Consider the following 20,168-nt stretch of genomic DNA (forward strand, 5'->3'; position numbering starts at 1 on the left):
TTTGGCTTTGGCGCGGGCGTAAAAGCCAAATACGAGATAACGGCATTAGACGGTATAAAATCAAGGTTCGGCAAAACAGCGAGCATCAGTTTTGCCCAGGGCTACAGGGCCAACTATTTAGCAAACAATACTGATGCGCAAAATACTGGCTATGACCGGCCCGACCAAAAACTAATTGATCAGGCCGTGGCGCTGGCAAAAACCAGCGATGTCGCCATTTTGTGCATCGGCTCAAACCGTGAATATGAAAGCGAAGGCCATGACCGTAAAAGCCTGGCGCTGCCTTTTGGAGAGCAGGCATTGGTCAACGCGGTTACCGCAGCTAACCCGAATACCATTATTGTGATCATGGCGGGTGCACCATACGATCTGAGCGAGATCAAAAAGTCAAATCATACAATTGTTTGGTCCTGGTTCAACGGCTCGGAAGCTGGCAATGCATTGGCCGATGTTTTAAAGGGCGTGGTGAACCCCTCCGGCAAATTACCATTTACTTTCCCCGTATCGTTAGGAGACACTCCTGCTGCTGCATTAAATACTTACCCGGGTAAAGGCGCAACGGCAGAATATAAAGAGGGCATACTGGTTGGATACCGCTGGTACGACACCAAAAAGATCCAGCCGCAATACCCCTTCGGCTATGGGCTTTCCTATACTGATTTTGCCATAAGCCGCTTCTCGACTGATAAATTAAGCTACGGGAAAAACGGAACCATCCGTGCAAAATTCACCATTAAAAATACAGGCAGCCGCTACGGCGCCGAAGTGGTGCAATTATATGTAAGCGATCCGGTTAGTTCGGTTTTGCGTCCTGAAAAAGAATTGAAGGCTTTTAAAAAAGTTTTTCTGCAACCGGGCGAAACTAAAACAGTCGAGCTGGATGTAAAGGTGGAGGACCTGGCCTTTTACGACGTGACAAAAAAAGACTGGAATACCGAATCCGGCGAATACATTCTTCAATTAGGCAATTCATCGCGCAATATTTCAAAAACAGTAAAAATCCTGGTTAAATAAACTCCTTTCAGAAGCCGTGTGAAGTTTATGGAAAATAATGAAAGATGGCGATTTTGCGGGTTGTGGCCTCCTGCAAAAAAATTACGGGCTGGCTGGCGTAAAAATATGCTGAAAAAAATATCGAGGACGCGGCCGACTTTGACTTTTTTCATATTAGGAGTTCCATTTCCCCGGAAAAATAAAGCCTGTTAAATTATCGAACGCAAAAAAGCAAACAAAAGGCCGATAAAGCCTGATAACTGTGGCAGGTACTATTTTAATTTTACCACTTTTCGCCCCGTTTTTGTTAACCTCCGGGSCTTCATTTTCGCGATTTTTTGCTGTTAAATAAGCGTTAAATACTTTAATGCTCTGTAAATGAGAAATTTAACTCGATTTAACATTTGTGCCACCCATTTTTAAACAATCGATTGCGTTGCCCCATGTAGTTTTAATATATTTGAAAACCAATATTAAACTATCAATTGAAATATGAAACGCAGAAACTTTGTTCAAAACTCCGTACTGGCAGGTGCATCAATATTAACAACCGGATTTTTAAAATCAAATTCAGCAAATGCCAAGACCAAGAATGTTAATAATGGCAAACCTTTTAATTTAAATTATGGCATACATGATGGCATGTTTAAAAACCATGCGGGTGGCGATTTCATTGATCAAATTAAGTTTGCTTACGAGCAGGGATTTCGAAGTATCGAAGATAACTGGATGGGTGCGCGGCCAGTTGATCAGCAGAAAAAGATTGGAGATACGCTGGCCAAATTGGGTATGTCCATGGGCGTTTTTGTACAACCTGGTTTAGGTAATGACACCAACCTGTTAGCATCAGGCAAGGCGGAATACATAGATAAGTTTATTGCCAGCTGTAAAGAAGCCGTGGAAGTGGCAAAACGGACCAACTGTAAACAATATACCGTTGTTCCCGGAGATTTTGTACGCAACCTGCCTATTGGCATACAAACAGGTAATGTAATTGAAGCTATCAAAAAAGGAACAGCCGTTATTGAGCCCCATGGCCTGATGATGGTGCTTGAACCCCTGAGTGATAACCCAGACCTGTTTTTACGTACACCCGATCAAGCTTATGCTATTTGTAAAGCGGTGGGTAGCCCATATTGCAAAATTTTGTATGACATGTACCACGTACAACGCAACCAGGGCAACATTATCCCTACACTTAATTGGGTTTATGATGAAATAGGTTATTACCAGGTTGGCGATAATCCCGGCCGCAACGAACCCGGTACCGGCGAGATCAATTACAAAAACATATTCAAACTCATTTATGATAAAGGATACAAAGGGGTGGTAGGCATGGAACACGGCAATGCGGGTGCCGGTAAAGCAGGCGAGCTTGCTTTGATCAAAGCATATCGCGAAGCTGATAGTTTCATGTAGGCAACAGGAGGAAATGAGTATTTTATAATAAAAGTGGACAACAATAAAAGAAAACATAGAAATGGACAACAATAAAAGAAAACGTTTTTTTCTAATAAGTGGATCAATGGCCGCGATTCCTTTGTTAGTAGTATTGGGAGCCTTTACCAATATTCCTGCAAAACACTCATGGTATAATTTGGCTACGATTGATACGCCGCTTACCGAAGCACAAAAACATTTGGCTAAAAATGGCCTAAAGGGGCTCGACATGGCGCCTGGCCTGCGTGTTGAAACCATGGCAACCGAACCCATGTTGATCAATCCTACCAATATCGACGTGGATGAAAAAGGAAGGGTTTGGGTGACTGAGGCCTATAATTACCGGTTTGAGATCAATCACAACAAACCCAGGGAGGCCGGCGACCGCATCCTGATTTTAGAAGATAAGGATGGAGACGGAAGTTTGGAAACAAGCACGGTGTTTTATCAGGGCCCCGAGGTTAATGCACCTTTAGGCGTATGCGTATTGGGTAACCGGGTATTGGTATCGCAAAGCCCCTATGTTTGGGCCTTTTATGATGACGATAATGACGGTAAAGCCGACCGAAAAGAAATACTATTCCAGGGGATAGGCGGTGAACAACATGATCATGGGATGCACAGTTTTGCGTTCGGCCCCGATGGTAAACTCTATTTCAATTTTGGGAATGCCGGTAAAACCCTCAGAGATAAAAATAATGAGGTGGTGCTGGATCAGGATGGTGATGAGATAGGACCAAAAAAATACAAAGAAGGAATGCTCTTCCGTTGCGACCCGGACGGCACGCATGTGGAATGCCTGGGCCATAATTTCAGAAACGAATACGAGTCGGCCATAGATAGTTATGGAAATATATGGCAAAGTGATAATGATGATGACGGGAATAAAGGAGTGCGGATCAATTACGTAATGGAATATGGAAACTATGGCTACACGGATGAAGTAACCGGTGCGGGCTGGAGTGCTAAACGCATTAACATGGAAGATTCGATCCCGCTGCGTCACTGGCATCAAAATGATCCGGGTGTTATCCCCAATCTTTTACAAACAGGTTCCGGCTCCCCTACCGGGATGGTTATTTATGAAGGGACGCTGTTACCGCAGCAGTTTCAAAATGGGATGATCCATGCCGAACCGGGACATAATGTTGTTCGGGCCTATCCTGTTCAAAAAGCCGGCGCGGGATATACTGCCGGTATCGTCAACATGCTTAATGGCGATAGGGACCAATGGTTTCGCCCGGCAGATGTTTGTACAGCTCCGGATGGTTCTTTAATTGTAGCCGACTGGTACGATCCAGGCGTTGGCGGGCACCGGGTGGGCGATCTTCAGCGTGGCCGCATATACCGGGTTGTTCCGGAAAGTATGAAAGCTACTTATAAAATACCTGAACAGGATTATACCACTCCGAAGGGTGCAGTGATTGCCTTGCAAAATCCAAATCTCGGCGTTCGCAGGCATGCTTTCATAGCCTTAACCGGCATGGGCGAATCAGCAATAGCGGAGCTGGAAAAGTTATGGTCAACGTCGCCCAATCCCCGTATGCGTGCCCGGGCCCTATGGGTGCTTTCAAAATCAACAAAGGCCGCAAAATACCTTTCCGAAGCCATCAACAACCCTAACCCCGATTTAAAGATAACCGGGCTGAGGGCTGCAAGAGAAGTAAATACCGATGTGCTTAAACTTGCAGCAGCTTTAGTGAACGATGCAGACGCACAGGTAAGGCGCGATTGTGCAATTGCCTTACGGCATCGCAATGAACCTGAAGCCGCGACGATGTGGGCGGCACTTGCAGCGAAACATACGGGCAATGACAAATGGTATTTAGAGGCGCTGGGTATAGGGGCCGACAAGCAATGGGACCAATTCTTTGCAGCCTACCTGAAAGTAGTACCGGATCCTTTATCAACAGCCGGAGGCAGAGATATTGTTTGGCGGGCCCGTACAAATATTGCGCTTCCGTACCTGGTAACGCTGGCTAAAGATGCAAGTGTTCCGTTAAAATCCCGTTTGAGGTATTTGAGAGCTTTTGACTTTTATCCACAGCCCGATAGATCTAAAGCTTTGGTGAAATTATTAGAAGAAAACAATGGTAATGATTTGCAATTAAGTGCAATGCTGTTGAAGTCCTTAAACCCTCAGGATATATCAGATTCGCCTGTAGCCAAAGAGCAGGTGAAACTGGTTTTGAATTCATATACCGGAACACAGGATTTTGTTGATATGGTAAAGCAGTATAATATTACTACCGAAGCCGATAAATTGATGGATCTGGTAAAAAGCAAAGGTATTCAGAGTAGCGGAGGATATCAGAGCGGAGGAATCGGGGCCGATGCGGCCAGGCTATTACTTAAAGCTAACGATGACGTTCGTTTCCTGAATGTTATTAAAGGTAAAGATCAAAATGCAGCGTCCAATGTTTTATCAGTGCTTGGTGCAATAGGCAACGATGAATCAATAGCGATCCTGTCAAAGGTGATTTTATCAGATCAGTACAGCATATCCACCCGTCAAAAAGCGGTACAAGCGCTGGGCAAAAGCCAAAATGGGGAAGACCGCGTTCTGGCAATGCTTGAGGGGAAAAAATTACCGCAGAGTTTAATTGCACCAGCTGTTGCAGGCTTGAGCGGAACGCTCAGAAAAGGCACACTAGACAAAGCAAACGCCTTTTTACCCAAAACCAATGTTGCCAAAATTGCTAAAACCAAGGTGCCGTCTGCTAATCTTACTGCCATACTGGCTTTAAAAGGGAATGCACTGAAAGGAAATGCCGTTTTCCTCAGAACCTGTTCGGTATGCCATAAAGCTAATAAAGCCGGTTTTGAATTTGGGCCTAATTTATCAGAAATAGGTGCCAAGTTACCAAAAGAAGGATTATTTGACGCTATTGTCAACCCCTCTGCAGGGATTAATTTTGGATATGAGACCTCGCAACTTATTATGAAGGATGGATCGACCCTGATGGGGATCATTTCGAGCCGGACAGAGACAGATATCGAATTGAAGTACCCCGGAGGCTCTGTTCAGAAAATTAAAACGGCTGATGTTAAGCAAATAAAAAAGGTGTCGGCCTCTATGATGCCGGCCGGCCTAAATCAAACAATGTCGAAACAAGAATTCGCGGATCTACTTGCGTTCCTTGGTTCTTTAAAGAAAAAAGAATAATACAAATAAAGCAGTAACCTGCCTTTGCGGGGGAGATGCAAGTCAGAATTGTATAAAGCAAATCGTTTTGAGGCAATTGTGATAAGGTTTGCATGGATACATTTGATGTAAGTAAATTAATTTAGTAACACTTGACTATAAAAGAAATGCCTGCAATTATTTGATTTGCAGGCATTTATTCTTTTTTGATACTAAATTCAGTAGAGCAGGAGGGATTCGTATCGCCCTATATCATCCTTAAATTCAATATTTTACATGGATTAAAAATTCTTGTAAAAAATGTAATGCAATGTAACACACAGTTATGTCAGAAGACTACTGCCTCCTTCTCATATATCCCTGCATATAGCTAAAGATCAAAATTCATTTTCTGAATTCATCGGTTTATCATTAATGCAGATTAGCACCAGGCAATTAAACTTATATTTTATTGCTTCGTATGGCTTGGTAAAGACAACATAGCAACTATTTTTTTCGTAAAGAGGTAAGGATTTGCAAGTTGGCAAAAAGAGAACTACTATATTTAATAGCAACCTGCCGTTGGCGATTTTTTTTACGGTAACAAATGTTAAAACAAGCATACTTCTATATAAGGCCAATAGCATTCTATATATTTTTAATATCGGGAATGCTATGCAGTTGTTCGGCAAATGCACAGCAGAGAATAAAGTTTACGCACCTTACCACCGAAGACGGCTTATCGCAAAGCGTAGTGCGATGCATTTTAAAAGACAAATACGGCTTTATGTGGTTTGGTACGTATGATGGCCTTAACCGCTACGACGGCTATAATTTTACTATTTACCGTAATATCCCCAAAAACGCGCATAGCTTAAATGGCAACAGCATAGGTGCGCTATTTGAAGACAGGGAAGGCACGCTTTGGATAGGTACTAATAATGGTTTAAGTAAATACGACCGGGAAAAGGATTCGTTTATAAACTACCCTACAAAAGCAAGCGAAGGAACGTTAAGCAACAAATACATATTGAGTATATGTGATGATTACCTGGGCAATTTATGGATAGGTACCTACGGTGGCCTAAATGTTTTTAACCGGCAAACGCAAAGGTTTATGCATTACAACGCAAATCTGCTTAACCCGGATAGTTTGAGCAATAGCAATATTTTTGCAGTTATTGAAGATAATAAACATAATATATGGGTTGGCACCAACGGCGGCTTAAACCTTTACGATCGCAGTAAAAACCAGTTTGTTAAATTTTCGCATCGCGCTAATGATCCGGGTTCTATTTGTGATAACCAGGTACGGGGGATTGCGCAGGATGCTAAAGGCAACATATGGGTTGGCACCATGAATGGCTTAAATAAATACGATGCCGGTAACCACACATTCGTTACATATAAACACGATGCCAAAAATCCCAGAAGCATCAGCAGCAATACCGTATACTCCTTTGCCACAGGCAAGGATGGTTCTGTATGGATAGGAACCGAAGAGGGTTTGAACATTTTGGATACCAACAAGGGAGAATTTACCGCCTACAACAACAACCCTGATGACCTAAATTCCTTAAAGGGCAAATCTGTGTTAGGCCTACTGGCAGACGATGCGGGTATCCTGTGGGCATCCACCAATGGCGGGGGATTGAATAAATACGACAAAAATTTACTCCTGTTTGATGTGTACCATAGTAAAGATACCAAAAGCGATGCCTTAGGCCAGGGTATAGTAACCGCCTTTGGGGAAAATGATAAGCGCGGGATTTGGATAGGTACCGATGGTGGGGGGCTTAACCTGCTGAACACCAAAACCGGCACATTCAGGCATTACGTTCACGATGCCGCAAATAAAAACAGCTTATCCGCGAATGCCGTGCTTGCTATTTGCAAACATAAAAACAGCGAAGGTTTATGGCTGGGCACTTATGGCGGAGGGTTGAATTATTTCGACCCGGAAAAAAATACTTTTAAGCATTACCGGGCAGGCAGTGCGAGCAACCAGTTAAGCAGCGATAATATTTTTACCCTTATGGAAGACCATAAGGGTAACCTATGGATGGGCACAAACACCGATGGGGTAAACGTGCTCGATCCGGCGAGCGGGAAAGTTATTCGTTACAATTCAAATGACAAAAACCTAAACGACCCAAACGCGCTGTCAGGCAGTTCCATCAATGCTTTTTATGAAGACCCCGAAGAGCGTATTTGGATCGGCACCTACAATGGTGGGATCAGCATTTTCGATCCGGTAACCAAAACCTTCGGCAGGCTCAATGTGGAAAACAGCAACCTGTCAAGCAATATCATTTTTTGTATTAAAGGCGATGCTAAGGGTAATATTTGGGTGGGTACGATGGGCGGCGGGCTTAACCTTTGGGACGCCAAGCGCAAAAAATTTATTTCGTATACCATAGCAGACGGTTTAAGTAGTAATGTGATCAATAGTATTGTGGAAGATAGCGCCGGTTTTTTGTGGCTAAGCACCAATAATGGCATCAGCCGGTTCGACCCTAAAACACGCCTGTTTAACAATTACGATGTGCATAATGGGCTTCAAAGCCGTGAGTTTGTTCAGCGCGCTGGTTTTCGCAGCAGTACCGGGGATATCTACTTTGGCGGGATAAATGGGTTCAATGCAATAAACCCCGCAAACGTTAGCCGCAACCGTAATATTGCAAAAGTTATACTTACCGATTTCCAGTTGTTCAACAAATCTGTAAAGATTGGCACCAAACACTCACCTTTGGTTCGCCCCATTGCCTATACCAAACAAATTTCCCTTAATTACGATCAAACGGTACTAACGTTTGAGTTTGCAGCCCTTGACCATACCGTGCCCGAAAAAAACGAATATGCCTACATGCTGGAGAATTTTGATAAAGCATGGAATTATGTAGGGAAGCAGCGTAAGGCTACTTACACCAACCTCGACCCCGGCACCTATATTTTCAGGGTAAAAGCTTCCAATAACGACGGCATTTGGAATGAAAAAGGCACCACATTAACAATCATTATCAAACCTCCGTATTGGGCCACCTGGTGGTTCAGGGCGCTGGTTTTGCTTTCCATCGGTACAATTATTTATGCCTGGTATAAAAACAAGGTACGTAACATTGAGGAACAAAAATCCAGGCTGGAGAAACAAGTGATAGAACGCACCCGCGAGGTGCATAAACAAGCGGAAGAACTACAGGAAGCGAATGGTGAGCTTCAGGCACAGGCGGAAGAATTGCAGGCCCAATCTGAAGAATTACAGGTACAGGCGGAAGTGCTGCACGTACTTAATGAAGAACTGAAAACTCAAACCGAGGAAGCAAAGCGGGCCAACGAAGCCAAAAGTGTGTTCCTGGCAACGATGAGTCATGAGATACGGACGCCTATGAATGGCGTTTTAGGAATGGCTTCCTTGCTGAACGAAACGGATCTTGACCCCGAACAGCACGAGTATTCGCAAACTATATTGCATAGTGGCGAGGCCTTGCTGAACGTGATAAACGATATATTGGATTTCTCGAAAATAGAATCGGGTAAAATGGAACTCGACCCGCAAGCTTTTTTCCTGAGGACCTGCGTAGAGGAAGTACTGGATCTTTTTGCCGGCAAAGCTGCCGGGGCGGGCCTCGACCTGATGTACCAGCTGGACCACCGGTTGCCCGCCTACTTGATTGGTGATAGCATGCGGCTTAGGCAGGTGCTGATCAATTTAATGGGTAACGCCATGAAATTCACCCATAAGGGAGAGATTTTTTTAGATATCGGCCTTAAAAATGTGTTGAGTGATGACGAAATAGAACTTGGTTTTGAAATAAGGGACACCGGGATAGGGATACCCGCAGACAAATTGTCCAAATTATTCGAACCGTTTTCGCAGGTTGACTCTTCTACTACGCGAAAATATGGCGGTACCGGCTTAGGCCTTGTTATTTGCGACCGCCTGATAAGCCTTATGGGCGGAAACATCACAGTTGACAGTGAACCTGGTATTGGTACAACCTTTCGTTTTACCATAAAATGTAAATTAAGTACAGAAAACAAACAGGAGCCCGAACCATTAAACATAGACGGAATTAAAGGAAGACAAGTGCTGGTAGTAGATGACAATGCTACCAACCGCCGCATATTGCAGCTACAGCTGGAGAATTGGGGGCTTAAGCCGGTTATGGCTTCATCCGGGCATGATGCGTTGCAAATTTTGAACAGTAAACCTGATCTTGACCTTGTGATAACCGATATGCAGATGCCCGAGATGGATGGTGTTCAGCTTAGCACCGCTATCAAAGAAAAAAATAAAGCTTTACCGGTTATCCTGTTAAGTTCCATTGGCGACGAAACTAAAAAGCAACACCCCGGTTTATTTGCTGCTGTATTAACCAAACCTGTTAAGCAACAGCGTTTAAGAAAGATAATAATAGCCGAATTGCTGCAATTACCGCCGCAGGCAGATCAGGACCAGAAACACGCTACTTTGCTTAACAAAGATTTTTCCGCCTTACACCCCTTAAACATCCTGGTGGCCGAAGACAACCTGATCAATCAGAAAATGATATTACGAGTGCTGGAGAAACTTGGTTTCCAGCCGGCACTGGCAACAAATGGATCAGAGGCTATTGCCATGCTGGACAAACAGTTTTACGACGTGATTTTAATGGACGTGCAAATGCCCGATATGGACGGATTAGACGCTACCCGTTATATAAGGCAACACTATGCAAAACAACCGGTTATTATTGCTATGACCGCCAACGCCATGTTAGAAGACCGCGAAATATGCATGGAAGCCGGGATGAACAATTATATTGCCAAACCTGTAAAACTGGAGGTGCTGGTTACTATGCTGGGGGAAACATTCCAACTGATAAATGGTTAATTTAAGCAATTTCTAACATAGTTTTGGGTGCTCTTTTTTTCGCTTATCGGTCTCAAGCTCCAAACCCCTTTAAAAAAATAACCAACCAGTATGCTTATAAACGCAATATTGCTGCATAAAATATCCTGTCAATCTAATTTCGGTACGAAGGCTGGGTTCCAAACCCGTTTTTTATTTTTTATTATTAATGCTGGTCAAATCCGATGTCGCGTAGCCCACCAATACAATGAACCGCGTAACCAGTATGTCTAAAAACAAAAGCCTGCAATCATTTGATTTGCAGGCTTTTAGTCTGTTTTAACATTGAATTAAGTGGAGCCGGAGGGATTCGAACCCTCGTCCAAACATGGTATAAAATAAGCTTTCTACATGCTTAGCTGTTATTTAATTGTAGGGACTATGGAAGGTTAACCGCTTACCTGTACCTTAATCCTTAGGTGCTTTGTTTCGCTTGCTTACCACACCTTTAAGCAGGCTATTTCCGTTTTTCGATGCCCCGGTTGCCGATCCAACAGAACAGAAAACCGGCGGGACAAAAGCTATACTAATTCTAAATTAGGCAGCTAAGGCAAAATTATTTTCGCCATTTGAAAGTTTGAGCGTTCAGATTTTAGCGCTAATTCACCCAACGCGCTGCATGCTTACTTATTTATCTCCATCCTGTCAATTCCGGTCGACCCCATTTTTTGCAGTTCCCGGTGGGCAGTTTGCAGGGTACAAAGATACTAATTTTATCGATTGCACCGATTCTAAAATGATTCCTCCGATTGGCATGCAGTCGGCATTTCCCATCGGCTTTTATTTCGATGTTGCCAACTGAATTACCCCACCAGATATTTCACTAGCGGAATTTTACTCATCACCCAAACCAGCAACCACGATAGCATGAAGCACAACAGGGCCACCAAGGGTATGCTGAGCCATGGGTTGAACAACGCGTAGGTAATATCGTTCAGCTCTAATATATTCAGGATGAGTGCGTGGCAAAAATAAATGCCCAGCGTGTATTTTCCGGCGTTCTCGCAGAGGCTTATGATTTTTGTAGGAATCTTTACTGTGGTATGTTTCGCAATAAGGAACGCGCTTGCGGCCAGCGGCACAACAAAGGGGCCAACTGGTTCATAAAAATAAGTGCTTAGCTCCCCGGTTTTCACTTCCAGGTAATAAGTGCCTATGGTAATTACTGTTACCAGGCAACAGAATATCAAAATAATCAAAAGTATGCCGCCCGGGAAATTGAATTGCTTATTAGTGAGGTAGTAGCCAAGCACCATGTAACCGGTGTAGCCGGCGAAATTGTGTAGGTCTACCGCTGTTTCGAAACGGTCGAGATATGGCTCGCTGATGAGGATGGTAATGAACCATAGGGCCAAAAAATAGAGCAGTTCCCGCTCGGTAGCATTTCGCACGAATTTGCCCAGGATAGGGATAAACAAGTACATGCCAATAAGGAGGTAAACGTACCACAAATGGTACGAACTGCCCGTTTTTAGCTGATGCAATACCATTTTTATGCAACCCCAGGCATCGGCAGGGAATACGATTATCTCGTTATACCATTGATAACCCACATACACCAGGCTCCAGAACAGGAAAGGGAGTATCAGGCGGCCAAGGCGTTTCCGCAGGAAATCGCCCAGTTCATATTCGCGTTTCAGGAGCAAAGCACCGGTCACCATCACAAATACCGGCACGGCAAATCGGGTTAGGGCATTATAAACGTCTGCTGCCATCCAATTGCCAAGTGTAGCCGTTTTATAATTGAACAACAACGGCGAGGCCGTATGTAAAACTACCACTGCAACCATGCTTATCAACCGCAGGTTGTTTATCCAGCTTATGTTTGGGCTTCTGGCAGTCGAAAGGCTCTGTTTCATGGATATGATTGCGATTGATGCAGGGGGCGTAGCTTGCTACCACAATCCCCTTTGCAAATACCGTGCAATATATTAGTTTTGGTAGAGCAAAATCCCCCTTACCAAACTATTATTACCATGCCAATTACTACAACCGTTATCACCGGCGCAACATCCGGCATAGGCAAAGAAACCGCTTTGGCGCTCGCAAAAAAAAACCATGCTCTTTACCTGCTGGTGCGCGACATAGATAAAGGAGAACAGGTAAAGCAGGAACTGATAAACATATCCAAGAATAACAATATCTACCTGGTTTCTTGCAATTTGGCCGATATGGATAGCATCCGCAACGCTACGGGCATCCTCAAAAGCAGCCTCTTCAGCATCAATGTCCTGATAAATAATGCAGGAGGGATATTTGCCACTCGACAGGTGACCAAAGACGGCTTCGAAATGACGTTCGCGGTAAATTACCTCGGGCATTTCTTGCTTACCCAATTGCTGATGCCCTTGCTGGAGAAAGGGCAGGCCCGTGTAATTAACGTTAGCAGCGATGCACACCGCCTGGGTAAAGCACAGTTTAAAGATCTGCAGTGGGAAACTGCACGCTACTCGCCGCTTAAGGCCTATGCCATGGCCAAGCTTTTTAACATATACTTTACACGTTCAATAGCAGTAAAATATGGGCCAAAGGGTGTTACATCACTTGCCTTGCACCCGGGCGTAGTAAATACTAATTTCGGTGCCGGGCTTAGCGGATTCAGCAAGGTGTGGCTTTGGTTGGCCCGTCCATTTATGATAACGGCAGAACAAGGAGCGCAAAATGTGGTTTACCTGGCAACAGGTAGCCGCATAGATGCCAAAAGCGGCAAATACTTTAAAGGCGGTAAGGTTCACAGTCCATCGGCAAGGGCAACAGACGATGATGCCCGCAAAAAGCTATGGGAGATAAGCATGGAAATGATTGAACCTTTCATTTGAGGCGAGCAAAGTATGTTTAAACATGGTTAAAATGACATTTCTGTAACATTTCTGTTTTCAAACGCTTTGATTCGATTTTTTTGAGTTAGCTTAGTATTATTAAATCAGCCTCAAAAAAATGACTATCAACAAAAAATTATTGGCCACTGCAACGCTGCTATCGGTAGTGGTGTTTATGGCCATGTCGCCCGCGCCACAGCCCGAAGAGCATAAATTCAAAAATTTAAAGGTTTTGCCAAAACACATTACTGATAAGCAATTAGATGCAGTAATGGATGAATGGGCGCACTCGTTGAACGTTCATTGCAATTTTTGCCACGTACGCGACGAGCAGGCCCACAAAATGGACTTCGCCAGCGATGCGAAGCCTGAAAAAGATATGGCTCGCCATATGTATAAAATGATGAACGATATCAACAAAAAATATTTCGAGGCCAAAAAGGATAGTCTGGGCATGATGACACAAACCGGCATCAACTGCTACAGCTGCCACCGTGGTGTATCGCACCCGGAAGTTGTTGCCCCACCGGCTCCGCAACGCCGTGGCCCGGGTGGCCCGCCTCCGGGTGGTCCCGGTGCACCTGGTGCTCAACCGCCTGCAGGTTCACCTGCCCCGGGCACGCAGCCACCATCAGGTAAATAAAGAATTTAATGATGAAGCCGCCACAAAAAGGGCGGCTTTTTTATGCGTAAATATTTTCAGGCTGATTTGTTCTGTTGCAGCTATTGCTGTACATTCAATCCGCCAATGCTATGGCTCGATAAAATACCAATCATGAAAGAAACATCGCCCTCCCGCCGCAAATTCATCGCCCAAGCGTCAACGGCCGCAGCTGGGTTCGCTCTGCTCGGATTGAACCCGGCATTTTCGTTTGCAAAAGTTAAGGCGGAGGATATTACCGTACAGCAAGTCATCGATCTGATACTTAAAGAAGGCGGCCTTAGCCCAATACCCGGCACGGTTGATACCCTCAAAAGCGGCAGTGCCGATATGATGGTTACCGGCATCGTAACCACCATGTTTGCCACCGTGGCCGTTATAGAAGAAACCGCGAAACTGGGCGCAAATTTCATCATAGCGCATGAGCCGACATTTTATAACCATACCGATAACCCCGACTGGGTGAAGGATAACCATGTCGTAAAACAAAAACAGGCTCTGCTGGCCAAATACAAGATTACCGTTTGGCGTTTCCACGATTATATCCATTCTATAAAACCCGATTTGGTGGCTTATGGCACCGCCAAAAAACTCGGCTGGCTGCAATACTTTAAAACTGGCAAGTACGATGTTACCGTGCCGCCCATAAGTTTGCAAGCTTTGATTACGCATTTGAAAACATCGCTGAGTATTAAGCATGTACGCGTTATCGGCGACCTTAACCTGCAATGTAGTCATATAGCGCTATTACCCGGTGCACCCGGCGGGCAAAGGCAGGTGGCATTCGCCGAAACCGAGAAACCAGACGTGTTGGTAGCGGGGGAATTATCGGAGTGGGAAACCGCCGAATACATGCGCGACCAACGTGCGCTAGGCGGCAAGATGGCACTGGTGCTCATCGGCCATAATTTTAGCGAGGACCCGGGCATGTGGTACCTGGTAGAATGGCTGCAGCCAAAGTTACCCGGGATGAAAATTACCCACATCGCATCAGGCGAGCCGTTTGAGTGGATGTGAGTGCCCTATAAGTTCTGCGCTATAACAAATCCGCTTGCCCATGCCCACTGGAAGTTGTAACCACCCAGCCAGCCGGTAACATCTACGCATTCGCCGCCGAAGAACAGGCCCGGTACTTTTTTGCTTTCGAGGGTTTTGGACGATAGTTCGTTGGTGTCTACCCCGCCGGTCATCACTTCGGCCTTGTCGTATCCTTTGGTGCCTGCCGGTTTTACTTTAAACTCGTGTATCAGTATGCTGATGTCTTCCAGTTCGGTTTTGGTAAGCGAGGCGAGGTTTTTTTCGGCCGGCACGTAATCGCTAAGCGCGTCGGCAAATTTGCGGGTAAACAGGCCGGCAAGGTAAGCCAGCAGCATTTTCTTGCCGTTTTGCTCGCGCTCGGTCATTATCATCTCTGTGATATATTTGCCGGGCAGCAGGTCGATATAGATAGATTCGCCGGGTTTCCAGTACGAGGATATCTGGAGGATGGCCGGTCCGCTTAATCCCCAATGGGTAAAAAGGATGTTTTCTTCGAAGCTTGCCCTGTCGTTCCATACCCGGCAAAATACACTGTTGCCGCTTAGCTGCTCGTACCAGGGCTGGTCCTTGCCCGTAATGGTGAGCGGCACCAGGGCAGGGGAGGTTTCGGTAACTGTCATTCCAAATTTACGCGCAGCACGTAAGCCGAAATCTGTTGCGCCCATTTTGGCTATAGGCAGGCCGCCGGAAGCGATGACCACTTTTGGGGCGAATAAAGTTTGCTGCTTGCCTTGCCGCTCAAGGCTGATGGTAAAGCCATCTGCAGTTTGCTCAATGGCGGTAACCTCGGCGTCGCACCATATTTCCTGCCCCAAATCATCACAGAGATTGGTGAAAACATTCACCACGTCTTTTGCCTTATCACTCACCGGGAAAAGTTGCCCGAGGGTTTTCTCCTTGCCTTCTATCCCGTAAGTTTCAAAAAAGGTGACGGTATCATCCACCGTCCATTGTGCTAAGGCTGAGCGGCTAAAATGCTCGTTTTGAGATATAAATTGCTTATGTGTGGCATACAGGTTGGTATAATTGCACCTGCCGCCGCCGCTGATGAGTATTTTTGCGCCGGGCTTGTCGTTTTTCTCCAGTACCAGCACGCGTTTGCCTAAAAAGCCGGCTTGTACGGCGCACATAAGGCCGCAGGCGCCGCCGCCGATAATTATCGCGTCGAATTGGGTTTGTTTTGTTAAATTTGCTGTCATGGATGATGTTTCGCAAATATCAGAATTTGGAAAGATACTTATCTTTTTAATTACAGGTGTCGTAATGATACTCATGCTATTCGGCGTGAACCGCCTGCTGGCCCCGCGAAACCCTAACCCAGAGAAGCTTAGTACCTACGAATGCGGCGAAGAACCTACCGGCAATGCCTGGCTGCCCTTCAATTCGCGTTTCTATGTGATCGCACTGGTGTTTTTATTATTCGATGTAGAGATGGTGTTCGTGTTTCCATGGGCCACCGTTTTCGGCAACAAGGAAATCATCCAATTAGATCCGCGCTGGGGCTGGTTCTCGCTTATCGAGATGTTCATCTTTTTAGGTATCCTTATTTTAGGCCTTGCCTATGTTTGGGTAAAAGGCGACCTGGACTGGATAAAACCAAGCCCAACCTTGCCCGATTCCGGCACCAATATCCCGCAATCGCTCTATGATAAAATAAACCTGCAGCAAAGTGCATTCAAAGTAAAAGAGTTCAGCTTAGCAACTCAACCTGTACAGCAAACGGTAACTGCCACTGCTACTAATCAGGCTGCTGCCGCAACTGCCACTCCGCCCAAGCCTATGTTTAAACCAAGTTTTAAAAAGCCTGCAAATGACGCCTGATTTGACTAACGAAAGCGGCGGCATCGTCATAACCAAGATGAACGATCTGCTCAACTGGGCGCGTTTGTCGTCGCTGTGGCCATTAAGTTTTGGCATAGCCTGCTGCGCCATAGAAATGATGGGCGCTATGGCGGCAACCTACGATCTCGACCGTTTCGGCGTTTTCCCGCGTCCATCCAGTCGCCAGGCCGATGTAATCATCATCGCCGGTACCGTTACCTTTAAAATGGCCGAGCGCATCAAGCGCCTGTACGAGCAAATGCCCGACCCCAAATATGTGATCAGCATGGGATCTTGCAGTAACTGTGGCGGCCCCTACTGGCAGCACGGCTACCATGTGGTAAAGGGTGTTGATAGGGTAATCCCCGTAGATGTTTACGTACAAGGCTGCCCCCCGCGCCCGGAAGCACTGATAGGCGCCATACTGGAACTGCAAAAGAAAATTGAGCAGGAAAGTTTGGTAGGATAAACTGTCTGAACTCGAATTTTAGGGAATTAACGAATTGTCAGAATTAAAGCCTGTGCATTATCCATATTCTATGAATTCTCACTATGCAGAGCGGATATGCTGCGTGTGAATGTCCTCGAGCCGCAGGGTCCTTTTTTAAAGAGACCCAGCGGGGACGCAAGTTCGACATAACGTGGAAGTTCAAAATCCCATAAATCGTAAAAATCTGCTTAATCCCGGTTCAGACCATTACATTTGTTACCTATGCAAAAAATACTGGTAGCAAACCGTGGCGAGATAGCTTTGCGGGTAATGCGCTCCGCGCGCGAAATGGGCATTAAAACTGTGGCCGTTTATTCGGCTGCTGACCGCAACGCCCTCAATGTACGCTATGCCGACGAAGCCGTGTTCATCGGCGAAGCACCATCTAATCAAAGTTACCTCGTCGGCGATAAAATTATTGCGGCCTGTAAGCTGACCGGTGCAGAAGGCATACACCCTGGCTACGGTTTCTTAAGCGAGAACGCCAGTTTTGCCCGACAGGTGCGCGAGGCTGGCTTGATACTCATCGGTCCCTCGCCCGAGGCTATGGAGGTAATGGGCAACAAGCTATCCGCCAAGGCCGCCGCATTAAAATACAACATCCCCATGGTGCCCGGCACCGAAGAAGCCATTACCGATATTGCCGAAGCAAAGCTCCGCGCGGTTGAAGTAGGCTTCCCTATACTCATCAAGGCTGCAGCGGGCGGTGGCGGCAAAGGCATGCGCATCGTAGATACCCCCGACGATTTTGTAGAACAGATGGACCTTGCCGTATCCGAGGCTACCTCGGCCTTTGGCGATGGCTCGGTGTTTATTGAGCGTTATGTTTCTTCGCCGAGGCATATCGAGATACAGGTACTGGGCGATACGCATGGCAATATCCTGCATCTCTTCGAACGGGACTGCTCGGTACAGCGCCGCCACCAGAAAGTAGTGGAAGAAGCGCCTTCATCGGTATTGACGCCCGAAATTCGCGAGGCCATGGGTAAATGCGCGGTTGATGTGGCGCGTTCTGTAAACTATACCGGCGCAGGCACGGTAGAGTTTATTATGGATGAGCAGCTCAACTTTTACTTTTTAGAAATGAACACCCGCCTGCAGGTTGAGCACCCGGTAACGGAGCTGATTACCGGCATAGATTTGGTGAAAGAACAGATAAAAATCGCACGTGGTGAAGCCATCAGCTTTAAGCAGGAGGACCTGGAAATAAAAGGCCATGCCATGGAATTGCGCGTTTACGCCGAAGATCCCGCCAATAATTTCCTGCCGGATATTGGCACGCTGCAAACCTACGTTACCCCAAAAGGCCCCGGGGTAAGGGTAGATGATGGCTTTGAACAAGGTATGGAAATCCCGATTTATTACGACCCGATGATTGCCAAACTCATCACCTACGGTAAAGACCGCACCGAGGCCATTGAGCGCATGGTACGCGCTATAGACGAATACCACATTACCGGCATCACCACTACGTTACCATTCGGCAAATTTGTGATGCAGCACGAGGCTTTTACCTCGGGGCAGTTCGATACGCATTTCGTAAAGAAATACTTTACGCCGGAGTCACTGGATAAAGGTACGGAGGAAGAGGCTTTGATAGCGGCGCTGGTGATGGAGAAGCTATTGGGCGCGGGTAAGGTTGTTTTGGCGGAAAGCAACGGAGGTGGGGTATCTAACTGGGTGAAGAATAGGAGTTAACTAATAAAATGTCGTCATTGCGAGGGGAGCGAAGCGACGAAGCAATCATCGGCAAGCAGGTCGTATTAGCAGAGCCGCTCTGCTTGCCGATGCTTGCCGCGCAGCGCTCGCAATGACGTGATGGTAAAGGCTTTGAGGGGCAAATCGCCTAAATCATTCCCTCCAACTCCACCAATAACCCCACTTGCGCAGACACTATCTTCTGCTTCGCGGCATCCACATCAAACCAATCCGCCCGGTCCACCTCCACAAAACTAGCCATCTTACCCGATTTGGGTGGCCATTCCATTTCGAAATAATTGCTTTTGATATTGGCCGCATCAACATCCGCCTCCACAGCCCAGGCATGCACCACTTTGCCGCTTTTGTATTTGATAGAGGCGAGGGGCGTAAACTCGCCATTGATGCTTTGCCCCGTTTCTTCTTCAAACTCGCGTTTGGCAGCTGTTAGCGGGTCTTCATCGCTTTCGTACTCGCCTTTGGGGATGCTCCAGGCGCCGGCATCCTTTTTTGCATAGAATGGTCCGCCGGGATGTACCAGGAAAACCTGCAGGTGGTTATTGAATTTCCGGTAGGCTAAAATCCCCGCGCTTTGCTTTGGCATGTTTAAATCAATTTGATGGTAAGATAACGAAACGCAAAGTTTTATACTTAGTTTTATCTGACCAATTAAACCGGTTATGGAAGACATCAGGTGGAAGAAATTCAAGCTTTGCGGCGATTATAATGTGGATATGCGCAGCCTTTACCTGGCCTGGGCCACGCCCGGCGGACTTGAGAAATGGTTCCTGCGCAAGGCCGATTTCTTCACCGTGCCCCAGCGCCGCCGCGAGCGCGATGAGCAGATTGCCAAAGAAGATACCTACGCCTGGCACTGGCACGGCTACGATAACACCGTTACCGAAACAGGCAGCGTACTGGAAGCCAACGGCAAAGATTTCATCAAGTTTACGTTTACCGGCAACACTACGGTTAGCGTGTCTTTTTCTACCCGCAACGGGCTTACCATCATCGATTTGTTGCAGGAAGATATACCGCAGGAACGCGACCCCGAAAAGAACCTACTGGTGCAATGCCAGATAGGGTGGACGTTTTACCTCGCCAACCTGAAATCGGTTATGGAGGGCGGCAAGGATTTGCGCAACAAGCGGGTGGAACTGGTGAGTTGTTTTAAATAGGGGTACACTAAAGGA

The 20,168-nt window shown here is 46.2% G+C and carries 14 protein-coding genes and 1 other RNA gene; 11 read left to right on the forward strand and 4 right to left on the reverse strand.

Annotation, left to right across the window (positions count from 1 at the left end):
* From AC1DXC_RS25150 to AC1DXC_RS25165, 4 genes are all read left to right on the forward strand, one after another.
* The coding region (locus AC1DXC_RS25150; RefSeq protein ID WP_477461936.1) for a glycoside hydrolase family 3 C-terminal domain-containing protein at positions 1 to 1,014 on the forward strand (1,014 nt) is incomplete at its 5' end.
* Positions 1,015 to 1,485: 471 nt separating this feature from the next.
* Positions 1,486 to 2,412 carry a hydroxypyruvate isomerase family protein gene (locus AC1DXC_RS25155; protein WP_477461937.1) on the forward strand — a complete coding sequence of 309 codons (927 nt, stop codon included), beginning with the start codon at positions 1,486 to 1,488 and terminating at the stop codon, positions 2,410 to 2,412.
* A 61-nt stretch (positions 2,413 to 2,473) separates the two neighbouring features.
* The gene (locus AC1DXC_RS25160; RefSeq protein WP_477461938.1) at positions 2,474 to 5,599 is read left to right on the forward strand and encodes a PVC-type heme-binding CxxCH protein; all 3,126 of its coding nucleotides are present in this window, start codon (positions 2,474 to 2,476) and stop codon (positions 5,597 to 5,599) included.
* Positions 5,600 to 6,227: 628 nt separating this feature from the next.
* On the forward strand, positions 6,228 to 10,430 hold the full coding sequence (locus AC1DXC_RS25165) for a hybrid sensor histidine kinase/response regulator (protein WP_477461939.1): 4,203 nt from the start codon (positions 6,228 to 6,230) through the stop codon (positions 10,428 to 10,430).
* 310 nt (positions 10,431 to 10,740) lie between these two features.
* Here AC1DXC_RS25165 and ssrA read toward each other — a convergent pair.
* Both ssrA and AC1DXC_RS25175 read right to left on the reverse strand, forming a co-directional pair.
* Positions 10,741 to 11,111: a transfer-messenger RNA gene (gene ssrA / locus AC1DXC_RS25170) on the reverse strand.
* Between the two features lie 140 nt (positions 11,112 to 11,251).
* Positions 11,252 to 12,307: an acyltransferase gene (locus AC1DXC_RS25175; protein ID WP_477461940.1), complete on the reverse strand. Its 1,056-nt coding sequence runs from the start codon at positions 12,305 to 12,307 to the stop codon at positions 11,252 to 11,254.
* Positions 12,308 to 12,424: 117 nt separating this feature from the next.
* Between AC1DXC_RS25175 and AC1DXC_RS25180 the strand changes: the two genes are divergently transcribed.
* The 3 genes from AC1DXC_RS25180 (at position 12,425) to AC1DXC_RS25190 (ending at position 14,945) form a co-directional block, all read left to right on the forward strand.
* Positions 12,425 to 13,267: an SDR family oxidoreductase gene (locus AC1DXC_RS25180; protein ID WP_477461941.1), complete on the forward strand. Its 843-nt coding sequence runs from the start codon at positions 12,425 to 12,427 to the stop codon at positions 13,265 to 13,267.
* Positions 13,268 to 13,385: 118 nt separating this feature from the next.
* Positions 13,386 to 13,910: a c-type cytochrome gene (locus tag AC1DXC_RS25185; protein ID WP_477461942.1), complete on the forward strand. Its 525-nt coding sequence runs from the start codon at positions 13,386 to 13,388 to the stop codon at positions 13,908 to 13,910.
* A 132-nt stretch (positions 13,911 to 14,042) separates the two neighbouring features.
* A complete protein-coding gene (locus tag AC1DXC_RS25190; RefSeq protein WP_477461943.1) occupies positions 14,043 to 14,945 on the forward strand; it encodes a Nif3-like dinuclear metal center hexameric protein in 903 nt (300 codons plus the stop codon).
* 5 nt (positions 14,946 to 14,950) lie between these two features.
* Here AC1DXC_RS25190 and AC1DXC_RS25195 read toward each other — a convergent pair whose 3' ends face one another.
* On the reverse strand, positions 14,951 to 16,165 hold the full coding sequence (locus tag AC1DXC_RS25195) for a BaiN/RdsA family NAD(P)/FAD-dependent oxidoreductase (RefSeq protein WP_477461944.1): 1,215 nt from the start codon (positions 16,163 to 16,165) through the stop codon (positions 14,951 to 14,953).
* Here AC1DXC_RS25195 and AC1DXC_RS25200 point away from each other — a divergent pair.
* The 3 genes from AC1DXC_RS25200 to accC all read left to right on the forward strand — a co-directional run bounded on the left by AC1DXC_RS25200 (position 16,164) and on the right by accC (position 18,975).
* On the forward strand, positions 16,164 to 16,787 hold the full coding sequence (locus AC1DXC_RS25200; RefSeq protein ID WP_477461945.1) for an NADH-quinone oxidoreductase subunit A: 624 nt from the start codon (positions 16,164 to 16,166) through the stop codon (positions 16,785 to 16,787). The genes AC1DXC_RS25195 and AC1DXC_RS25200 overlap by 2 nt on opposite strands.
* Positions 16,777 to 17,256, forward strand: a complete 480-nt coding sequence (locus tag AC1DXC_RS25205) for an NADH-quinone oxidoreductase subunit B (RefSeq protein WP_477461946.1) — start codon at positions 16,777 to 16,779, stop codon at positions 17,254 to 17,256. The genes AC1DXC_RS25200 and AC1DXC_RS25205 overlap by 11 nt, the downstream gene beginning before the upstream one ends.
* 243 nt (positions 17,257 to 17,499) lie before the next feature.
* Positions 17,500 to 18,975: an acetyl-CoA carboxylase biotin carboxylase subunit gene (gene accC, locus AC1DXC_RS25210; RefSeq protein WP_477461947.1), complete on the forward strand. Its 1,476-nt coding sequence runs from the start codon at positions 17,500 to 17,502 to the stop codon at positions 18,973 to 18,975.
* Positions 18,976 to 19,123: 148 nt separating this feature from the next.
* Here the strand turns inward: accC and AC1DXC_RS25215 are convergent, their stop codons facing one another.
* Complete coding sequence (locus AC1DXC_RS25215; protein WP_477461948.1) at positions 19,124 to 19,579, reverse strand: NUDIX hydrolase; 456 nt, start codon at positions 19,577 to 19,579, stop codon at positions 19,124 to 19,126.
* A gap of 76 nt (positions 19,580 to 19,655) precedes the next feature.
* On the opposite strand from AC1DXC_RS25215, the gene AC1DXC_RS25220 reads away from it, so the two are divergent.
* Entirely contained in the window at positions 19,656 to 20,153 is a 498-nt protein-coding gene (locus AC1DXC_RS25220; protein WP_477461949.1) for an SRPBCC family protein, read from the forward strand.
* The last annotated feature ends 15 nt before the right edge of the window (positions 20,154 to 20,168 follow it).

The sequence above is a fragment of the Mucilaginibacter sp. P2_D11 genome, from assembly GCF_056404435.1.